Source organism: Mesorhizobium sp. M0815, assembly GCF_040319995.1.
Classification (GTDB): Bacteria; Pseudomonadota; Alphaproteobacteria; order Rhizobiales; family Rhizobiaceae; genus Mesorhizobium.
The window spans coordinates 94,315-114,496 of sequence record NZ_JAMYOU010000018.1 but is presented as its reverse complement, the minus strand read 5'-3'; the positions used below and the strand labels follow the sequence as shown (position 1 = coordinate 114,496).

The window sequence follows — 20,182 nt, the reverse complement described above, 5'->3', positions numbered from 1 at the left end:
CAGTACAACAAATGTATTAAACACTTCGTGGCTAACAGATCGAGCCGCGAGGGAAAAACTGCCACAGGCCGTTCTCGATCCAACCTGGCGTTGAGAGGATCGAAGTTGACGGCTGCTCATCCGCGACGAGAACTGACGGCAATTAGGGCAGGCCCAGTGCCTGCAGCATCTCCGGGTCGGGCACCGGGGGGCCATCGGGCCGGATGAGGCTCATCCCATAGCGATTGGAGAACTCCCAGACAGACCATGGGATCGCGAAGCGTTCGGCCTCTCGGCGCACCGCCTTGAGATAGCGCGAACGGTCGGCCTCGAAGGCGCCCATGCGGCCGTCCGCTGACATGAGAATAGCGCCGAATTCGCCCATGAAGAGCCGCCGGCTTGGAATGCCATGGCCTTCAGCCCAGTCGACGGCCTGACGAAAGCTCGTCTCGAGTTGGCTCTGCCCCCAGTTCTGCTCGAAATATTTCGCTACTGCTTCGCGCGCGGTGGCCATGTTCATCATCTGCTCGACCCTGCTCAAGCCGGCAGCTTCCATCCGCGCCCTAAGGGTTTCGGTCACCACTTCGGGTGTACTGCTGTCGGCAGGCCAGGGAAGTCCCGAAACAAAGCTGTTTGTGTCGTCGGGCCGCTGGTGGGTGAAGCTGTGCGGCTCATACATATGGAAGCTGTAATAGAGGTTTGGGTCGTCAAAGCCGGGGCTGAGGTTGACCAGTCCGGCAATGCTGCCGCCGCAGGCGCCGGTCGCAACGATGGTGAGTTCGCTGCTGACCGCTCGAATGTCGTGGACGGTCCCCGCCATGATCCGCTGCCAGTCATCGCTGCCGCTTGGATCGCAAGGGTAATATGCTGGCTCGTTGTAAGGTTCGAGGGCGACTTTGTCGGTGCCTATCTTGACCAGCATGGCGGCGACCGCCACAACCATCTGGCGGTAGCCGGCAACGCCCTCGCTGTCGGCGCCGCCGTAGATCATCTCCATGCTGTAGTCCGGAACCTGAGTGACGCCATGCAGGTCGAAAACCACCTTGAGGCCGGTCGACGTGATCCGCTCGACGGCGGCGGCAAGTATGTCCAGCGCCTGCTGCCGCCTGGCGCCCTCGCTGGCAAGCAGAGGGCCGGGATCGACGCTCAGCCGGACGAAGTCGAAGCCCATCGATCGGATGTGGGCAAACACCTCCCCGGCCGGCCAATCGGTGAACGGCCTGCTTCCCGCAAGCCACTCCTTTTCGCTGCGATAGGGCGGCCAAACGTAGGTTCCGTCTTTCTCCACCGGCGACCAGTTGAGCCACTCATGCACGCCAACGCCGCGCTTGAGAGGGATGGGCGCTGCCTCGGCCGCCATAACCAAGGCGAGCACCCAGGCAACAACACACACCGCTTTTCTCATCGCTCTCTCCGCATGGTGCCGGAGATATTAACCGCAACGAACGGGAAAGAAGATTGCCGGCGCGCAGCTTTTCGACGGCATGGTATACAAGGACCGAAACGTTGACGGGGCGTGCATGAGAATCGGCTGGTACATCAACCGATTGCGCAGCATGGGACCGGCCGAGGTGTTGCACCGGCTGAGCGAGCAACGTCGAAGGATCGCGTCGCGCCGCCGCGATGATGGGTGGGAGCGCTATCCATCGCCGCAGTTGCACCCGGTGCTGCCGGGATTTCGCCACGCTGTGCTGGCAGCGACCGACGCTCAACGGCAAGCCATAGCGGCGGCCGCGCAAGAGACGCTTCAGGGCCGGTTTTCGGCACTCGGGCGGACATGGCCAAAGCGCGAGCCCGATGTTTTGTTTCCTGCTGAGCTTTGGCGTCTTGATCCGGTGACCGGCAGGCTTTGGCCTGGCTCCGAGGCTCATACTTTCGACATCGATTTTCGCCATGGCGGCGACCTTGGCGATATAAAATATGTCTGGGAAATCAACCGGCTGCAGCAATTGCCGCCACTGGCTGCACACCTGCTCCTCAGCGAGGACAATCGGTCCCGGAGGGCCATCGAGGTGGCAATCGGCAGTTGGCATTCCGCCAATCCGCCGTTCCGAGGCATTGGCTGGGCGTCCGGCATCGAGGTAGCGCTGCGAGCCATCAACCTGATCGTCACCCTGGACCTCGTTGGCGACCGGCTTGACCCGGCGACCCTGCGGAAAGCCGGTGAGATACTCGCGGCAAGCGCCTATTGGCTGCCGCGGTTTCCATCGCGATATTCCTCCGCCAACAACCATCTCGTCGCAGAATTGGCTGGCGAATATCTGGTCGGCCTGGCGCTCGGGGCCGAATCCGAAATCGCCCGCGGCGCCCTCCTGAATGAGACGCACAAGCAGATACTCGCCGACGGCGCCGGTGCCGAGCAAACGCCGACCTACGCAGCCTTCAGCGCCGAACTCATCTTGCTGTGCGCCGCCGCGGCACGCCAGGCGGGAACGCCGTTTCCCCCCGCTGTCGAAGCGCGTCTGGGTGCCTTCGCCAATTTCGTCGGCTGGCTGCCACTGAAAGCCGCCCGCTTCGGCGACGACGATGAGGGCCGCGTGCTGAAGCTGGGGGACGAGCCGAACTATATCCGATCCGTCGCGGCCGCCATCCAAAGCTTACTGGGGACGCCGGGCAACGCGCCGGGGCCTGACGACTTTCGTTCGCTTTTCTTTGGTGCGCCGTCGGGCCCGGCACCGGCGGTGCATGGCTTGCAGACATTCGCGCGAGGTGGGCTCTCCGTCTGGCGCGGAGCAATGAATGGCCGCGATGTCGAACTGACGTTCGACCATGGGCCGCTCGGCTATCTCTCGATAGCGGCGCACGGCCATGCCGACGCGCTGTCGCTCACCCTGTGCATCGACGGGGAGCCGGTGCTGGTCGATCCGGGCACCTGGCTCTACGGTTCGGGAGGCGCATGGCGCGACTGGTTCCGCTCCACGCCGGCGCACAACACGCTGAACATCGAGGGTAAAAACCAAAGCACCATCGCTGGGAATTTCAACTGGTCGCACAAGGCAGTTGCGACGCTGGTGGACAGCGAGCCTGGAACGCACTGGAGGCTGTGTGGCCGGCACGACGGGTATAGAAGCCGCTTCGGCGTCATGCATCAGCGCACTTTGGCGCGCCAGGCCGATGGCATCCTCATCACCGACCAACTGCTCAGCGGCAAGCATCAGTCCGAGATCGTCTTCCAACTGGCCGCCGGCCTCCATACCGACCGGCATGAAAACACGGTCACGGTGTTGCGCGGCGACGAGGCGCTATTGGCCATCCGCTTTCCTGATGCCGCGCTCGATATCCGCGCCGGCGGTGACATGCCGGGGCAAGGCGGTTGGGTTTCACTGCGTTTTGGCACCAGGCAGCAAGCCGAACGCCTCGCCTGGCACGGTGAAGTGGGCGAAGCTGGAATCCATATCCATCTTGCCCCAATTCACCCGCCGCAACGGCAAAAACCGGCGCCAACGTAGAGTTGCCGGGCGAGTTCCAGCCGTATTCGACATTAATTACGTTTGGACATTTAGCGGTTTCGTTACCGTTGATCTGCTAGTCTCGCATCATCCAGCCTGCTTTGCCCGCTGCGCCCGCAACAGCCACTGGTTGCAGGCGGCGTAGCAGGTGTGGCGGGGATTTCGTGCTTTGCAATTCGCCCCAGGAGCCGCTGCAACGATGTTTTCCGAATTTGCCAGAGCGATTGTGGAAAAGCTTTCGAACGTCAATCTGACCACGCTCGGCCTGCTTCTCCTCACCGCACTGGGCAGCGCGGTGATCGCCTACTGGCGAACTGCCGAACATAAGTCCCTCAGGGACTTTTTCGACTTCGCCTTCCCGGCGGAAGTCATCCTGCACCCGTCGGCGCGAGCCGACGCCCTGTTCTGGATCACGAAACGGGCGATGATGCCTTTCCTGCTCATTCCTGCCGGCGTCACCTTCGTCGTCGCGGTGGGCTACGGCACACGCGAGGCAATCGGCTGGCTCCTTAACATCCACGCGCCGCTTCTCGGCGGCCCGGCGGGACCGATGACGATCGTCATCTTCACCGCAACCATGCTGGTCGCCTATGATATTTCCTACTACCTCTACCACGTCGCCCAGCACCGCTTCCCGTTCCTGTGGGAATTGCACAAGGTGCATCATTCGGCCGAGGTGATGGTGGGGATCACCAAGGACCGGGTTCATCCGCTGGACGATCTGATGAACCGTATGTGGGATGGCGTCATCCCGGGCATCTGCTTCGGCATCTGGAGCCTCATTGCACTCGATCCGGTAGAGGTCGCTATCTTCGGCATCAACGTCTACGTCATCCGCAACATCCTTATGATGGATTTTGTTCGCCATACGCATCTCAAGATCTCGTTCGGCCCGTTGAACAACATCATCCTGTGTCCGCACTGGCACCAGGTGCATCACAGCATCGACCCACGTCATTATGACAAGAATTTCGGCCTGCTTTTTTCGTTCTGGGATCGGCTGTTCGGAACGCAATTTGTCCCGGAGCCTGATGAAGACCTGAAATTTGGCCTGATCGATCGCGATGTGCGCGATTATCAGTCGCTCTTTGGGCTCTACGTCCTGCCGCTCAAGAAGATGACAAGGCATGTCATGCGACTGTTTCACAGGCGGCCCAATGTGGTCGCGCAGCCACAGGACAGTTCTCCTTCATGAACACCGTTGTTTCCATCGACGTCCTAGGCGCGGAGCGTCTGGAAATCGTCCGTTCGGCGGATCGCCTGGCGGCGGTCGAAGCCGCTTGGATGGACCTTTGGCATCGTACCGACGGGCTGATCTTTCAAAGCCATGCCTGGATTTCGGCATGGTGGAGTACCGTACAACGCCGTGACCAGCGCGCGTTGCGGATCGGCCTGGTGTGGAAGGGCGAGAAACTCGTTGCCGTCGTTCCGCTGGCGATCGGCAGGCGCAGGGGGCTGCGGTTTCTCGAATGGGCGGCCGGCAGCTATACCGACTATGGAGATATTCTCGTTGCCCCGGACTGCTCGTTGTCGGCGCTGCAGGAGCTATGGAGCCAACTCTGCGATGCCGGTGGCTTCGATCTTGCCCTGATCAATCGTCTCTCACCGGATGCGGCGGCCCGCAAAATTTTCACGCCGGGAGCTTCCAGCGGCATCAGGCTTCGTCCGTTTCACCGAACGGAAGTCAGCTATCGCGTTGCCGGACAATGGGAAAGCGGAGCGGCATGGTTCGCGGATCAGTCGAAAAAGACGCGCCAGAACTATCGGCGCGGCATCAAAGCGCTGGAAGAAACCGGAGAGGTGAGATTTCGCCTGCTTGCCCCCGACGAGCCGCTGCAACCGGTACTGGAGCGCCTCGCGGCCTTGAAGCGGAAATGGCTGACCGAGCGCATGCGTGAGTCCGACCTGTTCGAAGAGGGCGTGCCGGTACTCGCCGCGCTCGTCGACGCGCTGGCGCACGCCGGCGTGCTGCATATCTTCGTCCTGGAATGCAATGGCATAATGGTCGCGGTGTCGATCAACTTCGTCCAGCACGACGTGATGATGGCCTTCGTAACGACCTTCGATCCGGATTTCGGCCGGGCGTCGCCGGGTGTGATCCTGTTGATGGATTACGTACAGTGGTCGATCGATCACGGCTTGAGCGTGGTCGATTTCCTCTGTGGTGCAGAGTCGTTCAAACACAAATTCTCAACGCAGGCGGTTACGCTGGAATCCGTCATCGGAACGCGCACGGCACAGGGCGCGCTTGCATCCCTTGCCGATCGTGTCCTTCAGACCGTCAGGCACATGCGCGAGCGTTCATTGGCACCACCAGAGGGGCGCGATATCCCCGCCCAAGCCGAAGCAGCCTTGGACTAGCGGGACGCTGGCAAAAAAGCTCAAATGAAGCGCGGTATTGGACCGTTTTGCGGCGTAGTGCGGTCGCCGAGGTCGAGGAAGATTTCGTCGATGTAGCACCATCCCCAGCCTTCCGGCGGATCGTAGCCTTCGATGACGGGATGGCCGGTTGCCCGAAAATGCTTGGTGGCATGACGGTTGGGCGAGTCGTCGCAGCAGCCGACATGGCCGCATGTGCGGCAGAGCCGCAGATGCACCCACTGCGAACCGCTCTTCAGGCATTCCTCGCAGCCGAGCGCGCTCGGCGTCACGTCGCGAATGTCCCCGGCATGCCTGCATTCGTCCGCCATCATGCGCTCCTGGCCAGTTGAGGCGCCACGGCAAGACTGCCGCCTTGCGCGAGATATGCATGCAGCGCCGCAACCACCTGGGCACCTTCACCGACGGCAGCGGCGACGCGCTTGATCGAGCCAGCGCGCACGTCGCCGATGGCGAACACGCCGCTGCGGTTCGTCTCCAGCGCACCCGCTTGGCCAATGTCCGGCCCAGTGCGCACGAAGCCCTTCGCGTCCAACGCCAAGCCGCATTGCGCCAGCCAATCGGTGTTCGGATCGGCGCCGATGAACAGGAAGAGATGGTGGATCGGACGTGCTGTCTCCGTGTCGCGGTTGCGCCAGCGTACATTGCCAAGATTGCCGTCGTCGCCTTCCAGAGCCGTGATCTGGGTCTCAGCCAGCACCTCGATGTTCGGCTGTGCCCTGACGCGCTCCACCAGATAGCGCGACATGCTCGCATCCAGGCTGCTGCCGCGCGCCAGCAGCCATACCTTCTTCACATGCGCCGCCAGATAAACAGCAGCCTGGCCAGCCGAATTGCCGGCGCCGACCAGGGCCACCTCTTGCCCGGCGCAAAGCCGGGCTTCGATCGGCGAAGCCCAATAGTGCACGGAGGTTCCCTCGAATTGCGCCAGGTTTGCCATATCAAGGCGGCGATAGCGCGCTCCGCTGGCGATCACCACCGACCGTGCCCGCACGGTCTCCCCGCCGCCGACGGCGAGCGTGTAATGGGCGCCCGGCGTGTCGCTTGCACTGCCCAGCCGCTTCGCCTCGTCCGGTATCACCATTTCGACGCCGAATTTCTGCGCCTGATTGTAAGCGCGCGCCATCAGCGCCATTCCCGAAATGCCGGTCGGGAAGCCGAGATAGTTCTCGATGCGCGAGGAGGCGCCCGCCTGTCCACCAAAGGCACGGCAATCGAGCACGATCGTCGACAGCCCTTCGGAAGCCGCATAGACGGCCGCCGCGAGGCCGGCTGGTCCGGCGCCGACAATGGCCACGTCGTACAGCTTGTCGGCGTCGATCGGCCTCACCAGGCCGATGCAGCGGGCGAGCTCGTTCTCTCCGGGATTGAGCAGCAGCTTGCCGTTCGGGCAGAGCACGATCGGCAAATGGTGGATATCGACATGGAAGCGTTCGATCAGCGTCTTGGCGCAGGGATCGGTAGCGGAATCGAGAACCCGATGCGGCTGACCGCTGCGGGCTAGGAAACCTTGCAGCCGCAATACGTCACCGCTGTCGACCGGTCCGACAATGATCGGTCCGGCTGTGCCGCTCTCGAGCAGGCCGACACGGCGCAGGATCAGCGCCCGCATGATGCGCTCGCCGAGGTTTGCTTCCTGTACCATCAGGTCCCGCAGCCTTTGCGAGGCGATGACGAGCGCCTCGACCGGCTCGACCGCCTCCACATCCACCAGTGAGGGCCGGGCTGAAAGCTGCGCCAGCTCGCCGACGAAATTGCCCGCACCGTGCGTGACGATCGTTTCGCGCCGGCCGAAGCTGCCGCCCTGGATTATATCCACTTTGCCGGACAGGACCACGATCAGACCGGGCGCCAGCTCACCGGCTTTGACGATCTGTTCGCCTGCAGCATAGGACACGGCTTCGCCGAAACGGCCCATGCGGTCCAGGTCAGGTTCAGCCAGCGCGGGAAACATCTGATCGCGACGGGCAATGGAGATCGGATTGGCAGATTGAGACATGGTTCGAGCCTATCGCCGCTGTCCGACAGATTGAAGCGGTTTTTTGCGGCTTGCGGGCCGTAGGAACCTAACCCGCCTGTCGGTAAACGCTGTGCCCCTTCGCTTCGCATTTCACTGACAGCGGGCCGTGCGCCGGTGCCGTCGCGAGGTGCCTCACATTCCGTTGCATCTCCCTGATTTGTTTGATTTGCGTATTCCGGCAAACCCGACGCATGCTGCTTCGGCCGGCGCCTGTCTAAGCCGGCCAGGCCCGGCGCGCCGTCCTGTGTCAAACTCTCGGCCGCCGGGCTTCTGAACAGAAGAAACGGCCTGCGTCCGCTAGGCGGCTACCTGAAGCACGATCTTGCCGCGCGTATGCTGCTTCTCGAGCCGTTCCTCGGCTTTGGCGACGTCCTCGAGAGGATAGATTGCCTGCACGAACGGCCTGACCTTCCCGGCGTCGATGAGGCGGCTGATTTCGGCAAGCTGTGCTGCGTTCGGCTTGGTCAGATAGGAGACGCCGCGAGCCCGATGCTGGCGGGCCTTTTCCGCCGACGGTTCGGAAAGCGTTGAGACGAGCGTGCCGCCGGGTTTGAGCACGTCCCACGAGCGGTCCTGTGTTTCACCTGCTACTAGGTCGAAGACGAGGTTGACGTCCTCGACAACCTCCTCGAAGCGCTGGTTCTTGTAGTCGACCGCCTGGTCGGCGCCAAGCGCGCGGACGAAATTGAAATCCTGCGCGGAAACGGTCGTCGCGACGAAGGCGCCCGCAACCTTTGCAAACTGCACCGCCAGATGACCGACGCCGCCGGCGCCACCATGGATGAGGACCCGCTGCCCGGATTTAAGGCCGCCGTGATCGAAAAGGCCTTGCCACGCGGTAAGGCCCGCAAGCGGCACGGCGGCGGCTTCGGCGTGGTTTAAGCGTTGCGGCTTCGCCGCCGCCTCCGTTGCCTTGACGACGACATATTCGGCGTTGCCGCCGCGGTCGTTGCCGAGCATGGCATATAGCGGATCGCCCTTCTTCAGCGTATGGGCCCGCGTGCCGCACAGTTCCACCACGCCGGATACGTCACGGCCGAGCGTGACGGGCAGATCCGCGCCCGAAGAGCCCTCGCGAACCTTGTAGTCGACGGGATTGACGCTTGCCGCGTAGACCTTGAGCGTGACCTCGTCGTCATGCGGCTGAGGCAACGGAACCGTGTCCAGCGAAAGAGCCTCCGGTCCACCAAAATCGTGGATACGGACGGCCTTCATGGTAATCATGGCTTGCTCCTCGTCGGTTTGCGGTCCAGTTCGCCTCTGAACAGTTTCACCGGCAGGCTGGCGTCTATCCGGCCGGCGGTTCGGTCGTGGCAAGGCCGGTCGACGGTGCGCCGTCAGTGTATCGTTTGCGAATGCTCGCCGCCGGGTTGCGAGATGCCGCTTAGCGCTTCACCGGCTGTCGCCGTCTCGCTGTTGGTGGCGAGGTCGCCCAGCGAAACGATGCCGACCAGGCGCTTGTCCCGATTAAGCACCGGCAACCGGCGCACTTTCAGATCAGCCATGTTGCGCAGAACATCCTCCGCGTCTTCGTCGTCGAAGCAATACCTGACCTCGGTGCTCATCACTTCCCGTACCTTGGCGTCAGGTGTCTTGCCTTGGGCGACGCCGCGGATTGCGATGTCGCGATCGGTTATCATGCCGACGAGCCGGTCGTTCTCGCCCACCGGCATCGCGCCGGCGTCGAGGCGACCCATCATTTCTGCCGCATCACGTAGGGTTTGCTGCGGACTGGCGATCTCGACGTCCTTTGTCATGCAGTTGCCAACTTTCATTTTAACCTCCGTTGGTTGCAGGCCCTGCCGCCGAATTCCGTGATGGAAGGGTGAATGAGCGCCAGCGCAAAACGTTCCATGGCAAGACCCGTTTCGAGCGCTCCGCCAAATCACCCTTGCCATCCTCCACTCCGACCGCCCTTCAGGCGGTCGGCCCGGGAAAAGTCGGTTCCGAAGGAATTTCGGAAGGGGTGCCAGGAGGAATCCCGATTGGCTCCTGGTCCGGCATTGGAATTGGATCCGGCGAGGGTGGGGGTACGCCTGGAGGTTCTCCCGGCGGAGTCTCCGGCGGGGCAGGCGGCCGGGCCGGCTCGGGATTGGGATTGTCCGGCAGTGGATTCGGGTTGTTCGGATCGGGATTGTCCATCGATCACTCCCTGACATCTGTGGCCTGATCTCCGCTCAGAGTGGGTTGTCGCAGCGGCGATCAGGCTCTCTTGTCCTAAACCAGGGGGAAGCAAAAGCGTTCCCGATTCCGACGCCAAGCGCGGTGCGAATCTATCGGGCGGTTCCCAGGCTGGCATACATTCCGTTGGTGCGGAATTGCGTCGGGTTGATGCCGTAGAGGCGGCGGAAGACCTTCGAAAAATAATTGGCATCCTCGAAGCCGCACATGATGGCGACTTCCTTGACCGGCAGGAAATCGGCCTTCGTCAGCAACTTCGCCGCGCGCTGCAGTCGCTGCTGCAGCACGAATTCGGCGGGCGGAAGACCTTCACTCTCGGCGAAGCAGCGCGAGAAATGCGCGCGGCTCAGGCCGCTGATCTCGGCGAGATCGGCAACGCGGAGCGGCCTGTCGAGATTGGCCTTGATGTGATCGATGACCGGTTGCATGGCGCTCTTGTCGTCGGTGACGGCATGCGAGCCGAAGACATCGTCGTAGAGCGCCATGGCGGCTTCATAGGCGACAGCCGAGGCGGCTCCGGGCGAGACCGCGCCTGTGATCAGGCGTACGCTGCAATCCGCGAGATGATCGATCGTCGAGGGCTTCAGCCGAAGCACCGGACCGACGGCGGCAAGGATCGACTTGTGAATGCGCAGTGCCTCCTCGCCGTTCATCGATATCCAGAAGAATTCCCAGCGTTCGCCCCTGGCCAGCCAGTAACGGTGGTTGTGCGGCACGAGAACCAGCAACGTATCGCCCCTTTGCAGACGGTAGTTCCGGTTCTCGTAGCGCAATCGGCCGATGCCGCTGATCGTGTGCTGGAGCACGGTAAACGGCGTCTGGCCGCGCCTGCGCCCATCCCAGTCGTAGACCTCGTTCTCGCGCACTTCATAGCCCGTGCTTGTCGGCATGGTGTGCAGGCGCTGGCGGCCGCGCGGCAGCGATACCGTCCTGCCCGCCGGCCCGGCGTCGATCAAGTTCCGCAGCACAAAATTACCCCTAAAAGCATAATCCTTCTCTGGCCGCGTGCTGAATTAGGCGCATAATCCCTCGAGAAAAGCAAAAGAAACCGCGGTCAAAGAGCGGACGGGAGGAAGCGCCGGAGTCCAGCCTGCACGCCATGGCAGGCGGGCCAGGCCTGTTTTCGCCGCCTTTGCCCTAACATTCGATCAGGTCGAGGTGAGACTGATGAGTTTCAAGATCGCTATCATCGGTGCGGGAAGCGTCGGCTTCACCAAGAAGCTCTTCACCGACATTTTGTGCGTTCCTGAATTCAGGGATGTCGAATTCGCGCTGACCGATCTCAGCGAGCGCAATCTCCAGATGATCAAGTCGATCCTCGACAGGGTCGTCGAATTCAACAGGCTGCCGACCAAGGTTACAGCAACGACCGACCGCCGTGCTGCCCTTGAGGGTGCCCGCTACGTCATCAGCTGCGTTCGCGTCGGCGGTCTCGAAGCCTATGCCGACGACATCCGCATTCCGCTGAAGTATGGCATCGACCAATGCGTCGGCGACACGATTTGCGCCGGCGGCATCCTCTACGGCCAGCGCAACATTCCGGTGATCCTCGATTTCTGCAAGGATATCCTCGAGGTCGCCGAGCCTGGGGCGAAATTCCTGAACTACGCCAACCCGATGGCCATGAACACCTGGGCGGCGATCGAATATGGCAAGGTCGATACCGTCGGTCTCTGCCACGGCGTCCAGCACGGCGCCGACCAGATCGCCGAAGTGCTCGGCGCCAAGTCGCGCACCGAACTCGATTACATCTGCTCCGGCATCAATCACCAGACCTGGTTCATCGACCTGCGTCTCAACGGCCGCAAGATCGGTAAGGACGAGCTGGTTGCCGCCTTCGAGGCGCATCCGGTCTATTCGCAACAGGAAAAGCTGCGCATCGACGTCCTGAAGCGATTCGGCGTCTATTCGACCGAAAGCAACGGCCATCTTTCCGAATACCTGCCCTGGTACCGCAAGCGGCCGGACGAAATCACCCGCTGGATCGACATGTCCGACTGGATCCACGGCGAGACCGGCGGCTACCTTCGTTATTCGACCGAAACGCGCAACTGGTTCGAAACCGAATTCCCGCAATTTCTGGAATCCGCCGCGAGGCCGATCGATCCTGCCAAGCGCTCCAACGAGCATGCCAGCCATATTCTCGAGGCGCTGGAGACGAACCGCGTTTATCGCGGCCATTTCAACGTCAAGAACAATGGCATCATCGCCAACCTGCCGCAGGATGCGATCGTCGAGTCGCCCGGCTTCGTCGATCGCTTCGGTATCAACATGGTGGCCGGCATCACGCTGCCGGAGGGCTGCGCCGCCACTTGCATTTCCTCGATCAACGTCCAGCGCATGTCGGTTCATGCGGCAATCTCCGGCGATATCGACCTGCTGAAGCTCGCGGTCCTGCACGACCCACTGGTCGGCGCGGTTTCGACCCCGGAAGAGGTTTGGCAAATGGTGGACGAGATGGTCGTCGCCCAGGCCCGCTGGCTGCCGCAATATGCCGATGCGGTGCCGGCCGCGAAGGAACGGCTTTCGAAATCCAGGGTCAAGACCCGAGAATGGGCCGGTGCGGCACGGCGCGACGTCCGTTCGATCGAGGAATTGCGTGCGGAAAAAACGGCTCTCAAGCAGGCCGTCTGAATTTCATCGGGACGGATTGCGGTAAAGTTTCGGAGGGATTTCGGCGCCGCACCGTCTGCATAGCGTTCGAGGAGAAATGGAGCGGCGTCAACGCGCTCCTGAACAACAGGGAGGAGAGACGATGAGGAATTTTCGAAACATTGGCATTCTCGCAGGGCTGGCGCTTGGCGTCTCGGCCTCGGCGCTGAGCGCATATGCATCCGAGCCGACCGTGCCGCCGGTGCCCGCGCAATTTCCCGCCGAGGGAAAGATCAAATATGTCGCGCGCGACTCCATCCTGGAGTTCAAGGCACTTCCAGAATACCACGAACCCGATTGGGTCACCGACAAATACGTCAAGCCAGGCAAGCTGCCGCCGGTCAAGGACCGGCTCCCGAAGGAGCCGCTGGTCTTCAAGACCGGCAACATGCCGGACGGCGTCGGCGTCTACGGTGACACGATGCGCCATGTCATCGGCGGCCGGCCGGAGGGCTGGAACTACGGCGCGGGGCAGACGCAAGGCTGGGGCGGCATCGACATCGGCCTCTCCGAATGCCTTACGCGAACGGCCCCGCTTTTCCAGGTCGAAGCCAAGGACACCGAGCCGCTGCCGAACCTCGCCAGGGGCTGGGGCTGGTCGAAGGACGGCCACACGCTGACGATGCATCTGGTCGAGGGCGCGAAATGGTCGGACGGCGTTCCGTTCAACGCCGACGATGTGATGTTCTACTGGGACGACGAGGTGATCGACCCCAATGTCTCGCCGCTGAACGGCGCCACGCAGGAGACCTTCGGCGTCGGCACGACGCTGAAGAAAATCGACGACTACACCGTCGAGTGGACCTTCAAGGACGCCTTTCCGAAGCAACACCTCTACGCCATGGCTTACGGCAAGTTCTGCCCCGGACCGTCGCACATCCTCAAGCCGCAGCATCCGAAATACTCGAAGAACACTTACGAGCAGTTCAAGAACGCGTTCCCGCCGGAATATATGAACATGCCCGTGATGGGTGCCTGGGTGCCGGTGGCATACCGCCCCGACGACATCATCGTCATGCGCCGTAATCCGTACTATTGGAAGGTCGACGAGAAGGGCAACCAACTGCCGTATCTCAATGAACTGCACTACAAATTATCGACCTGGGCCGACCGCGACGTTCAGGCGGTGTCGGGGGCGGCCGACATCTCCAATCTGGAGCAGCCGGAGAATTTCGTCGCCTCGCTGAAGCGGGCGGCGCAAAAGGACGCGCCGGCCCGGCTTGCCTTCGGTCCGCGGCTGATCGGCTATAATCTGCGGATGAACTTCTCCGCCAACGGCTGGGGCAATCCCGACGAGCGTGGGCAGGCGGTTCGCGAGCTGAACCGCAACGAGGATTTCCGCAAGGGCGTTACCATGGCGCTCGACCGCAAGGCGCTCGGCGACTCGCTGGTCAAGGGTCCGTTCACCGCCATCTATCCGGGCGGCTTCTCCTCGGGTACGAGCTTCTACGACCGGAAGTCGACGGTCTACTACCCCTTCGATCTCGAAGGCGCCAAGGCGGAACTCGCCAAGGCAGGCCTGAAGGACAGCGACGGCGACGGCTTCGTCAATTTTCCTGCCGGCACCGCCGGCGGAAAGAATGTCGAGATCGTGATGCTCGTCAACAATGACTACACCACCGACAAGAGCCTCGCGGAGGGCGTCGTCGGCCAGATGGAGAGGCTAGGTCTTCGCGTTGTCCTGAACGGGTTGAACGGCGTCCAGCGCGACGCGTCCATGTATTCTGGCCGTTTCGATTGGATGGTCAGGCGCAATGATGAGGAGCTCACCTCGGTCGTACAGAACACCGAGCAACTGGCGCCGATCGGCCCACGCACAAGCTGGAACCATCGCGCTCCGGAAAACGGCCAGGTCGATCTGATGCCGTTCGAGAAGGACCTCGTCGACATCGTCAACAAGTTCGTCTCGGCGCAGGACAACGACGAGCGCGCCAGCCTGATGAAGCAGTTCCAGAAGATCTCGACGCAACACGTCTATACCGTCGGGCTGACCGAATATCCCGGCGCGCTGATCATCAACAACCGCTTCTCCAATATCCCGCAGGGAACGCCGATCTTCATGTTCAACTGGGCCGAAGATTCGATCATTCGTGAAAGGGTCTGGGTCGCTGTCGACAAGCAGCAGAAATATGAACTGTTCCCCGAACAGCTTCCCGGAAAGCCCGGCGACAAGGGTCCGACGAACTGAGTTTCCTCCCCTGACTTGAAAATTCCCGGCCGCGCTGCTGGCGCGGCCGGGACAAAGCCAGCGGCAAGGGGATAACTGAAACCGAGCGAGGAGAGAAACGGCCGATGCTGCGATTTCTGCTTATGCGCATAGCATCCGCATTACCGGTTCTCGCCATTTTGAGCGTGGTTACCTTCGCGATCATCCAGGCCCCGCCGGGCAACTATGCCGACTACATCCGCTTGCAGCTCATCAACCAGGGTGGAGCCTCCTTTGCCGAGGCCGATGCGCAGGCGAAGGCTTATAGCGTGGAGCATGGCCTCGATAAGCCGGTTCCGCTCCAATACCTGAACTGGATCGCCGGCATCGTCACCCGCGGCGACTTCGGCTACAGCCTGTATTACAACAAGCCCGTCGCCGACGTGGTGGGCGAGCGGCTGCCGCGCACGCTGCTGCTTGCGCTTGTCTGCCATCTCTTGGCTTCGGTGCTGGGCATCGGCTTTGGCATCTGGGCGGCGACCAGACAGTACAGCTGGATCGACAGTACGCTGTCAGCGATTTCCTTCCTCGGCATGACGGTGCCGCGCTTCCTGATGGCCCTGATCATCGTCTACCTGCTGGTCTTCCAGTTCAATGTGTCCGAGATCGGCAGCTTCTTTTCGCCGCAATTTGGCGGGGCCCCGTGGTCCTGGGCGAAGTTCGTCGATCTCGTCCGGCATGTCTGGCCGGTTGTCGCCATCGCCACCTTTGGCGGGCTCGCCTACAACATGCGGGTGATGCGCGGCAATTTGCTCGACACGCTGAACGCGCAATATGTCGAAACCGCTCGCGCCAAGGGTCTCAGCGGTGGTGCGGTCGTGATGCGCCATGCGGTGCCCAATGCGCTGCATCCGCTGGTCATGTATCAGGGCGTGGTGCTGCCCTATATGCTGACCGGCGAGATCGAGACTGCGATCATCTTTGCCCTGCCGACCGTCGGCCCGGCGATCGTCGGTTCGATGGCGGTTGGCGACGTCTATGTCACGGCGACCTTCATGATGGTGCTGTCGGCGACGCTGATCGTCGGCAACATCATCGCCGACATGCTGCTCGTCATGCTCGATCCGCGTGTGCGCCAATATGCAGGGTCCTGAGATGCTTGTGTTCGAGCCCTCGCTGCCGCCACTTGCCGAGGAGCCGGCCAAGATCAAGCCGCGCGGCAATGAGAGCTACATCGCACTCGTCTGGCGCCGCCTGAAACGGTCCTGGACCGGCATGGCCGGGCTCATCCTGGTCGCGTTTCTGGTGCTGCTGGCGGTGTTTGCCGACTTCTTCGCACCGATGGATCCCAAGGTGACCGATGTCGGCTTCGCCCCGCCGCAGATGATGAGCTTCCATGACAAGGACGGCAACTTCGTCTTCCAGCCACGCGTCTATGCCCTGGCGGATTCGGAAGACCTCGACCCGGTTACCTTCCAACCCGTCGTCGGGCCGGACTACGACCATCCGCGGCTGCTCGGCTTCTTCGTCAAGGGAGCGGAGTACAGACTGCTCGGCCTGCTTCCCGCGAACCGGCACTTCTTCGGCTCGACCGACGGCCAGCCGGTGCACTTCCTTGGCACCGACAAATTCGGCCGCGATGTGCTGGCTCGTGCGATTTACGGTTCGCGCATCTCGTTGATGATCGCATTGACCGTGGTTTTCATCGTCACCGTGATCGGCACGACGGTCGGCATGGTGTCGGGTTATTTCGGCGGCACATTCGATGTCTGGGTCCAGCGCTTCGTCGAACTGGTGCTCGCATTTCCGCAATTGCCGCTTTATCTGGCGCTAACGTCGCTGGTTCCGGTGACGGCGCCGACAAATGTCTTCCTGGCCTTCGTGATCGTCGTCATGTCGGCGCTTGGCTGGGCGCAGATGTCGCGCGAGGTGCGCGGCAAGACCCTGGCGCTGGCGCGAATCGACTACGTCCGTGCGGCGATGGCGGTCGGCGCCACGGATGGCCGCATCATCATGCAGCACATTTTCCCAAACGTGATGAGCCACGTGATCGTTGCCGTCACATTGGCGATCCCCAGTGTCGTCCTGCTCGAATCCTTCCTCGGTTTTCTCGGCTTCGCGGTGAAGCCGCCACTGATCTCCTGGGGGCTGATGCTGCAAGACACCGCCACCTATTCGGTCATTGGCACCTATCCCTGGATCCTCTCGCCGGTCGGCTTCGTGCTTGTCACCGTCTTCGCGTTCAACGCGCTTGGCGACGGACTGCGCGATGCAGTCGATCCTTATTGACGTGACATGATGCAACACGCGCTCGTCAAATCTTTCGCACCGCCTGTCCGGCTCGACCATGATGGACGTTCGGAAAACCCGGTCATCGATGCCCGCAACATCGCCGTCGATTTCAAGGTCGAGCACGGCATGGTGGAAGCGGTCAAGGACATCTCCTTCCAGCTCTATCGCGGCGAGACGATCGCCATTGTCGGCGAGTCCGGATCGGGCAAGTCGGTGACGGCGCGCACCGTCATGGGACTGTTGTCGAAGCGTGCGGTCGTGTCGCCGAAATCGACCGTCGAATACAATGGGGCGAACATCCTGAAATTTTCCGAGCGTGCCCGGCGCAAACTGCGCGGCGACCGCATCTCGATGATCTTCCAGGAGCCGATGAGTTCGCTCAACCCGATCTACACGATCGGCAGCCAGATCGTCGAGGCGATACGGGTGCATCGCAAGATGAGCCGCAGGCAGGCCGAGGCAAGGGCGCTCGAGCTGCTGCAGCAGGTGCAAATTCCTGAGCCCCAGGCGCGGCTGAAGCAGTATCCGCACCAGCTTTCCGGCGGTCAGCGCCAGCGTGTGATGATCGCCATGGCGCTGGCCAACGATCCGGACGTGCTGATCGCCGATGAGCCGACGACGGCGCTCGACGTGACGGTTCAGGCGCAAATCCTCAATCTCATCCGCAACCTGCAGAAGAAACTGCGCATGGCGGTGATCCTGATCACGCACGACCTGACCGTGGTGCGGCAGTTCTCCGACTATGTCTACGTCATGCAGCATGGGGAGATGCGCGAGCACAATGTGACGGAGAAGCTGTTCGCCAATCCGCAGCATCCCTACACAGGCCACCTGCTTGCCTCCGAGCCGCGCGGCCAGGCAAATCCGTTGCCGGAAGGCGCCGACGTCATTCTTGAGGCCAAGGGTGTGCGCGTCTCCTTCATGCTGCGGCACGGCACGTTCATGAAGCCGGATCTGCGCGAACTTGTCGCCGTCGACAGCCTCAGCCTGACCCTCCGGCGGCACGAGACGCTGGGCCTCGTCGGCGAATCCGGATCGGGCAAGACCACGTTCGGCGAGGCGTTGCTCAGGCTCAACACCACGGACAGCGGCGAGATCTATTTCGATGGCCAGCCGATCCATGGCTGTTCGCGGGCGCAGATGCGGCCGCTGCGGTCGCGCATGCAGGTCGTCTTCCAGGACCCGTTCTCGTCGCTCAACCCGCGCATGACGATCGGCCAGATCATCGAGGAAGGGCTTGTCGTCAACCGCATCGGCGCCACGAGGAACGATCGGATCGAGCGGGTGCGCGAGGCACTGATCAGCGCCGGCATGCCGGGCGATATCCTGTCGCGCTTCCCGCACGAGTTTTCCGGCGGCCAGCGCCAGCGTATTGCGATTGCCCGCGCCGTCGCGCTCGAACCGGAATTCATCGTACTCGACGAGCCGACATCGGCGCTGGATCTCTCGGTCCAGGCGCAGATCATCGAACTGCTGCGCAAGCTGCAGCGCGAACGGGGCCTGAGCTACATCTTCATCTCGCACGATCTCAAAGTCGTGCGGGCGCTGTGCCATCGCGTCATCGTCATGCAGCACGGCCGGATCGTCGAAGAGGGGCCTGTCGACGAAGTCCTGTCCCATCCCAAAACCGCTTATACCGAACGGCTGGTCAAAGCCGCTTTCGAGGTAGCCTGATTGTTATGCCGGAGGTTATTGTGGCAAGAAATCCCAAGGTCGCTTTCATCGGAGCTGGCTCGACGGTGTTCATGAGGAACATCGTTGGTGACATATTGCAGCGTCCGGCTTTATCCGGCGCGACGATCGCACTGATGGACATCAATCCGCAAAGACTTGAAGAAAGTGCAATCGTCGTTGGCAAGTTGATCTCGACGCTTGGCGTAAAGGCCAAAGCCGAAACCTATTCGGACCAGCGCAAGGCGCTGGCGGGCGCCGATTTCGTCGTCGTCGCCTTCCAGATCGGCGGCTACGAGCCCTGCACGGTCACCGACTTCGAAGTTCCGAAGAAATACGGGCTGCGCCAGACCATCGCCGATACGCTCGGCGTCGGCGGCATCATGCGAGGCTTGAGAACCGTGCCGCATCTGTGGAAGATCTGCGAAGACATGCTCGCGGTCTGCCCGCAGGCTATCATGCTGCAATATGTCAACCCGATGGCGATCAACACCTGGGCGATCGCGGAGAAATACCCCGACATCAAGCAGGTCGGCCTCTGCCATTCGGTGCAAGGCACGGCAATGGAGCTGGCGCATGATCTCGACATTCCCTACGAGGAGATTCGCTATCGCTCGGCCGGCATCAATCACATGGCCTTCTACCTGAAGTTCGAGCATCGCCAGCCGGACGGCACCTATCGCAACCTCTATCCGGATCTGCTGCGCGCCTATAGCGAAGGGCGGGCGCCGAAGCCGGGGTGGAACCCGCGCTGCCCGAACAAGGTGCGCTACGAGATGCTGAAGCGCCTCGGTTACTTCGTCACTGAAAGCTCCGAACATTTCGCGGAATACACGCCCTATTTCATCAAGGACGGGCGCGAAGATCTGATCGAGAAATTCGGTATCCCGCTCGACGAGTATCCGAAGCGCTGCATCGAGCAGATCGAACGCTGGAAGGGGCAAGCGGAAGCCTATCGCTCGGCTGACAAGATCGAAGTGGAGCAGTCGAAGGAATATGCGTCCTCGATCATGAATTCGGTCTGGACCGGCGAGCCGTCGGTGATCTACGGCAATGTCCGCAACAATGGCTGCATCACGTCATTGCCATATAATTGCGCGGCCGAGGTGCCGTGCCTCGTCGACGCCTCCGGCATTCAACCCACCTTCATCGGCGACCTGCCGGTGCAGCTTACTGCGCTAATCCGCACCAATATCAACGTCCAGGAGCTGACGGTCCAGGCGCTGATGACCGAGAACCGCGAGCACATCTATCACGCGGCGATGATGGACCCGCACACGGCGGCTGAGCTCGACCTCGACCAGATATGGTCGCTGGTCGATGATTTGCTGGTTGCGCATGGCGATTGGCTGCCGGCCTGGACGCGCGGAGCGCGCAGCGTTCGGGCGGCCTGAGGCGCAGGGCTGTCTATTT

General features: G+C 61.9%; 15 protein-coding genes. 9 read left to right on the top strand and 6 right to left on the bottom strand.

All coding sequences use genetic code 11. The features are described from left to right. Window positions 1–142: 142 nt before the first annotated feature. Window positions 143–1,384: a glycoside hydrolase family 5 protein gene (locus NKI01_RS20365; RefSeq protein ID WP_023720689.1), complete on the bottom strand. Its 1,242-nt coding sequence runs from the start codon at window positions 1,382–1,384 to the stop codon at window positions 143–145. 115 nt (window positions 1,385–1,499) lie between these two features. Between NKI01_RS20365 and NKI01_RS20360 the strand changes: the two genes are divergently transcribed. The 3 genes from NKI01_RS20360 (at window position 1,500) to NKI01_RS20350 (ending at window position 5,789) form a co-directional block, all read left to right on the top strand. After that, window positions 1,500–3,428 carry a heparinase II/III family protein gene (locus tag NKI01_RS20360; RefSeq protein ID WP_352494480.1) on the top strand — a complete coding sequence of 643 codons (1,929 nt, stop codon included), beginning with the start codon at window positions 1,500–1,502 and terminating at the stop codon, window positions 3,426–3,428. A 199-nt stretch (window positions 3,429–3,627) separates the two neighbouring features. Next, window positions 3,628–4,623: a sterol desaturase family protein gene (locus NKI01_RS20355; RefSeq protein ID WP_352494479.1), complete on the top strand. Its 996-nt coding sequence runs from the start codon at window positions 3,628–3,630 to the stop codon at window positions 4,621–4,623. Then, window positions 4,620–5,789 carry a GNAT family N-acetyltransferase gene (locus tag NKI01_RS20350; RefSeq protein ID WP_352494478.1) on the top strand — a complete coding sequence of 390 codons (1,170 nt, stop codon included), beginning with the start codon at window positions 4,620–4,622 and terminating at the stop codon, window positions 5,787–5,789. The genes NKI01_RS20355 and NKI01_RS20350 overlap by 4 nt, the downstream gene beginning before the upstream one ends. A gap of 20 nt (window positions 5,790–5,809) precedes the next feature. Here the strand turns inward: NKI01_RS20350 and NKI01_RS20345 are convergent, their stop codons facing one another. The 5 genes from NKI01_RS20345 to NKI01_RS20325 form a co-directional block, all read right to left on the bottom strand. After that, window positions 5,810–6,121 (bottom strand): UBP-type zinc finger domain-containing protein, encoded by a 312-nt coding sequence (locus tag NKI01_RS20345; protein WP_036238601.1) that lies wholly within the window; start codon window positions 6,119–6,121, stop codon window positions 5,810–5,812. After that, window positions 6,118–7,806, bottom strand: a complete 1,689-nt coding sequence (locus NKI01_RS20340) for an FAD-dependent oxidoreductase (protein ID WP_352484041.1) — start codon at window positions 7,804–7,806, stop codon at window positions 6,118–6,120. The genes NKI01_RS20345 and NKI01_RS20340 overlap by 4 nt, the downstream gene beginning before the upstream one ends. Before the next feature lie 318 nt (window positions 7,807–8,124). After that, window positions 8,125–9,051 carry an NADP-dependent oxidoreductase gene (locus NKI01_RS20335; RefSeq protein WP_352964383.1) on the bottom strand — a complete coding sequence of 309 codons (927 nt, stop codon included), beginning with the start codon at window positions 9,049–9,051 and terminating at the stop codon, window positions 8,125–8,127. Between the two features lie 113 nt (window positions 9,052–9,164). Beyond that, entirely contained in the window at window positions 9,165–9,602 is a 438-nt protein-coding gene (locus NKI01_RS20330) for a CBS domain-containing protein (protein WP_023720681.1), read from the bottom strand. Between the two features lie 498 nt (window positions 9,603–10,100). After that, on the bottom strand, window positions 10,101–10,898 hold the full coding sequence (locus tag NKI01_RS20325; RefSeq protein WP_084642854.1) for a helix-turn-helix domain-containing protein: 798 nt from the start codon (window positions 10,896–10,898) through the stop codon (window positions 10,101–10,103). A gap of 277 nt (window positions 10,899–11,175) precedes the next feature. Here NKI01_RS20325 and NKI01_RS20320 point away from each other — a divergent pair, with 277 nt between their 5' ends. The 6 genes from NKI01_RS20320 to NKI01_RS20295 all read left to right on the top strand — a co-directional run bounded on the left by NKI01_RS20320 (window position 11,176) and on the right by NKI01_RS20295 (window position 20,163). After that, the gene (locus NKI01_RS20320; protein ID WP_352494473.1) at window positions 11,176–12,642 is read left to right on the top strand and encodes an alpha-glucosidase/alpha-galactosidase; all 1,467 of its coding nucleotides are present in this window, start codon (window positions 11,176–11,178) and stop codon (window positions 12,640–12,642) included. A gap of 121 nt (window positions 12,643–12,763) precedes the next feature. Beyond that, window positions 12,764–14,848 carry an ABC transporter substrate-binding protein gene (locus NKI01_RS20315; protein ID WP_352856465.1) on the top strand — a complete coding sequence of 695 codons (2,085 nt, stop codon included), beginning with the start codon at window positions 12,764–12,766 and terminating at the stop codon, window positions 14,846–14,848. A 104-nt stretch (window positions 14,849–14,952) separates the two neighbouring features. After that, window positions 14,953–15,960, top strand: a complete 1,008-nt coding sequence (locus NKI01_RS20310; RefSeq protein WP_031194486.1) for an ABC transporter permease — start codon at window positions 14,953–14,955, stop codon at window positions 15,958–15,960. 1 nt (window position 15,961) lies between these two features. Next, a complete protein-coding gene (locus NKI01_RS20305) occupies window positions 15,962–17,095 on the top strand; it encodes an ABC transporter permease (protein ID WP_031194485.1) in 1,134 nt (377 codons plus the stop codon). Window positions 17,096–17,104: 9 nt separating this feature from the next. Next, the gene (locus NKI01_RS20300) at window positions 17,105–18,772 is read left to right on the top strand and encodes an ABC transporter ATP-binding protein (RefSeq protein WP_031194484.1); all 1,668 of its coding nucleotides are present in this window, start codon (window positions 17,105–17,107) and stop codon (window positions 18,770–18,772) included. Window positions 18,773–18,792: 20 nt separating this feature from the next. Next, window positions 18,793–20,163, top strand: coding sequence for an alpha-glucosidase/alpha-galactosidase (locus NKI01_RS20295; RefSeq protein WP_031194483.1), 1,371 nt, complete (start codon window positions 18,793–18,795; stop codon window positions 20,161–20,163). Window positions 20,164–20,182 lie beyond the last annotated feature (19 nt).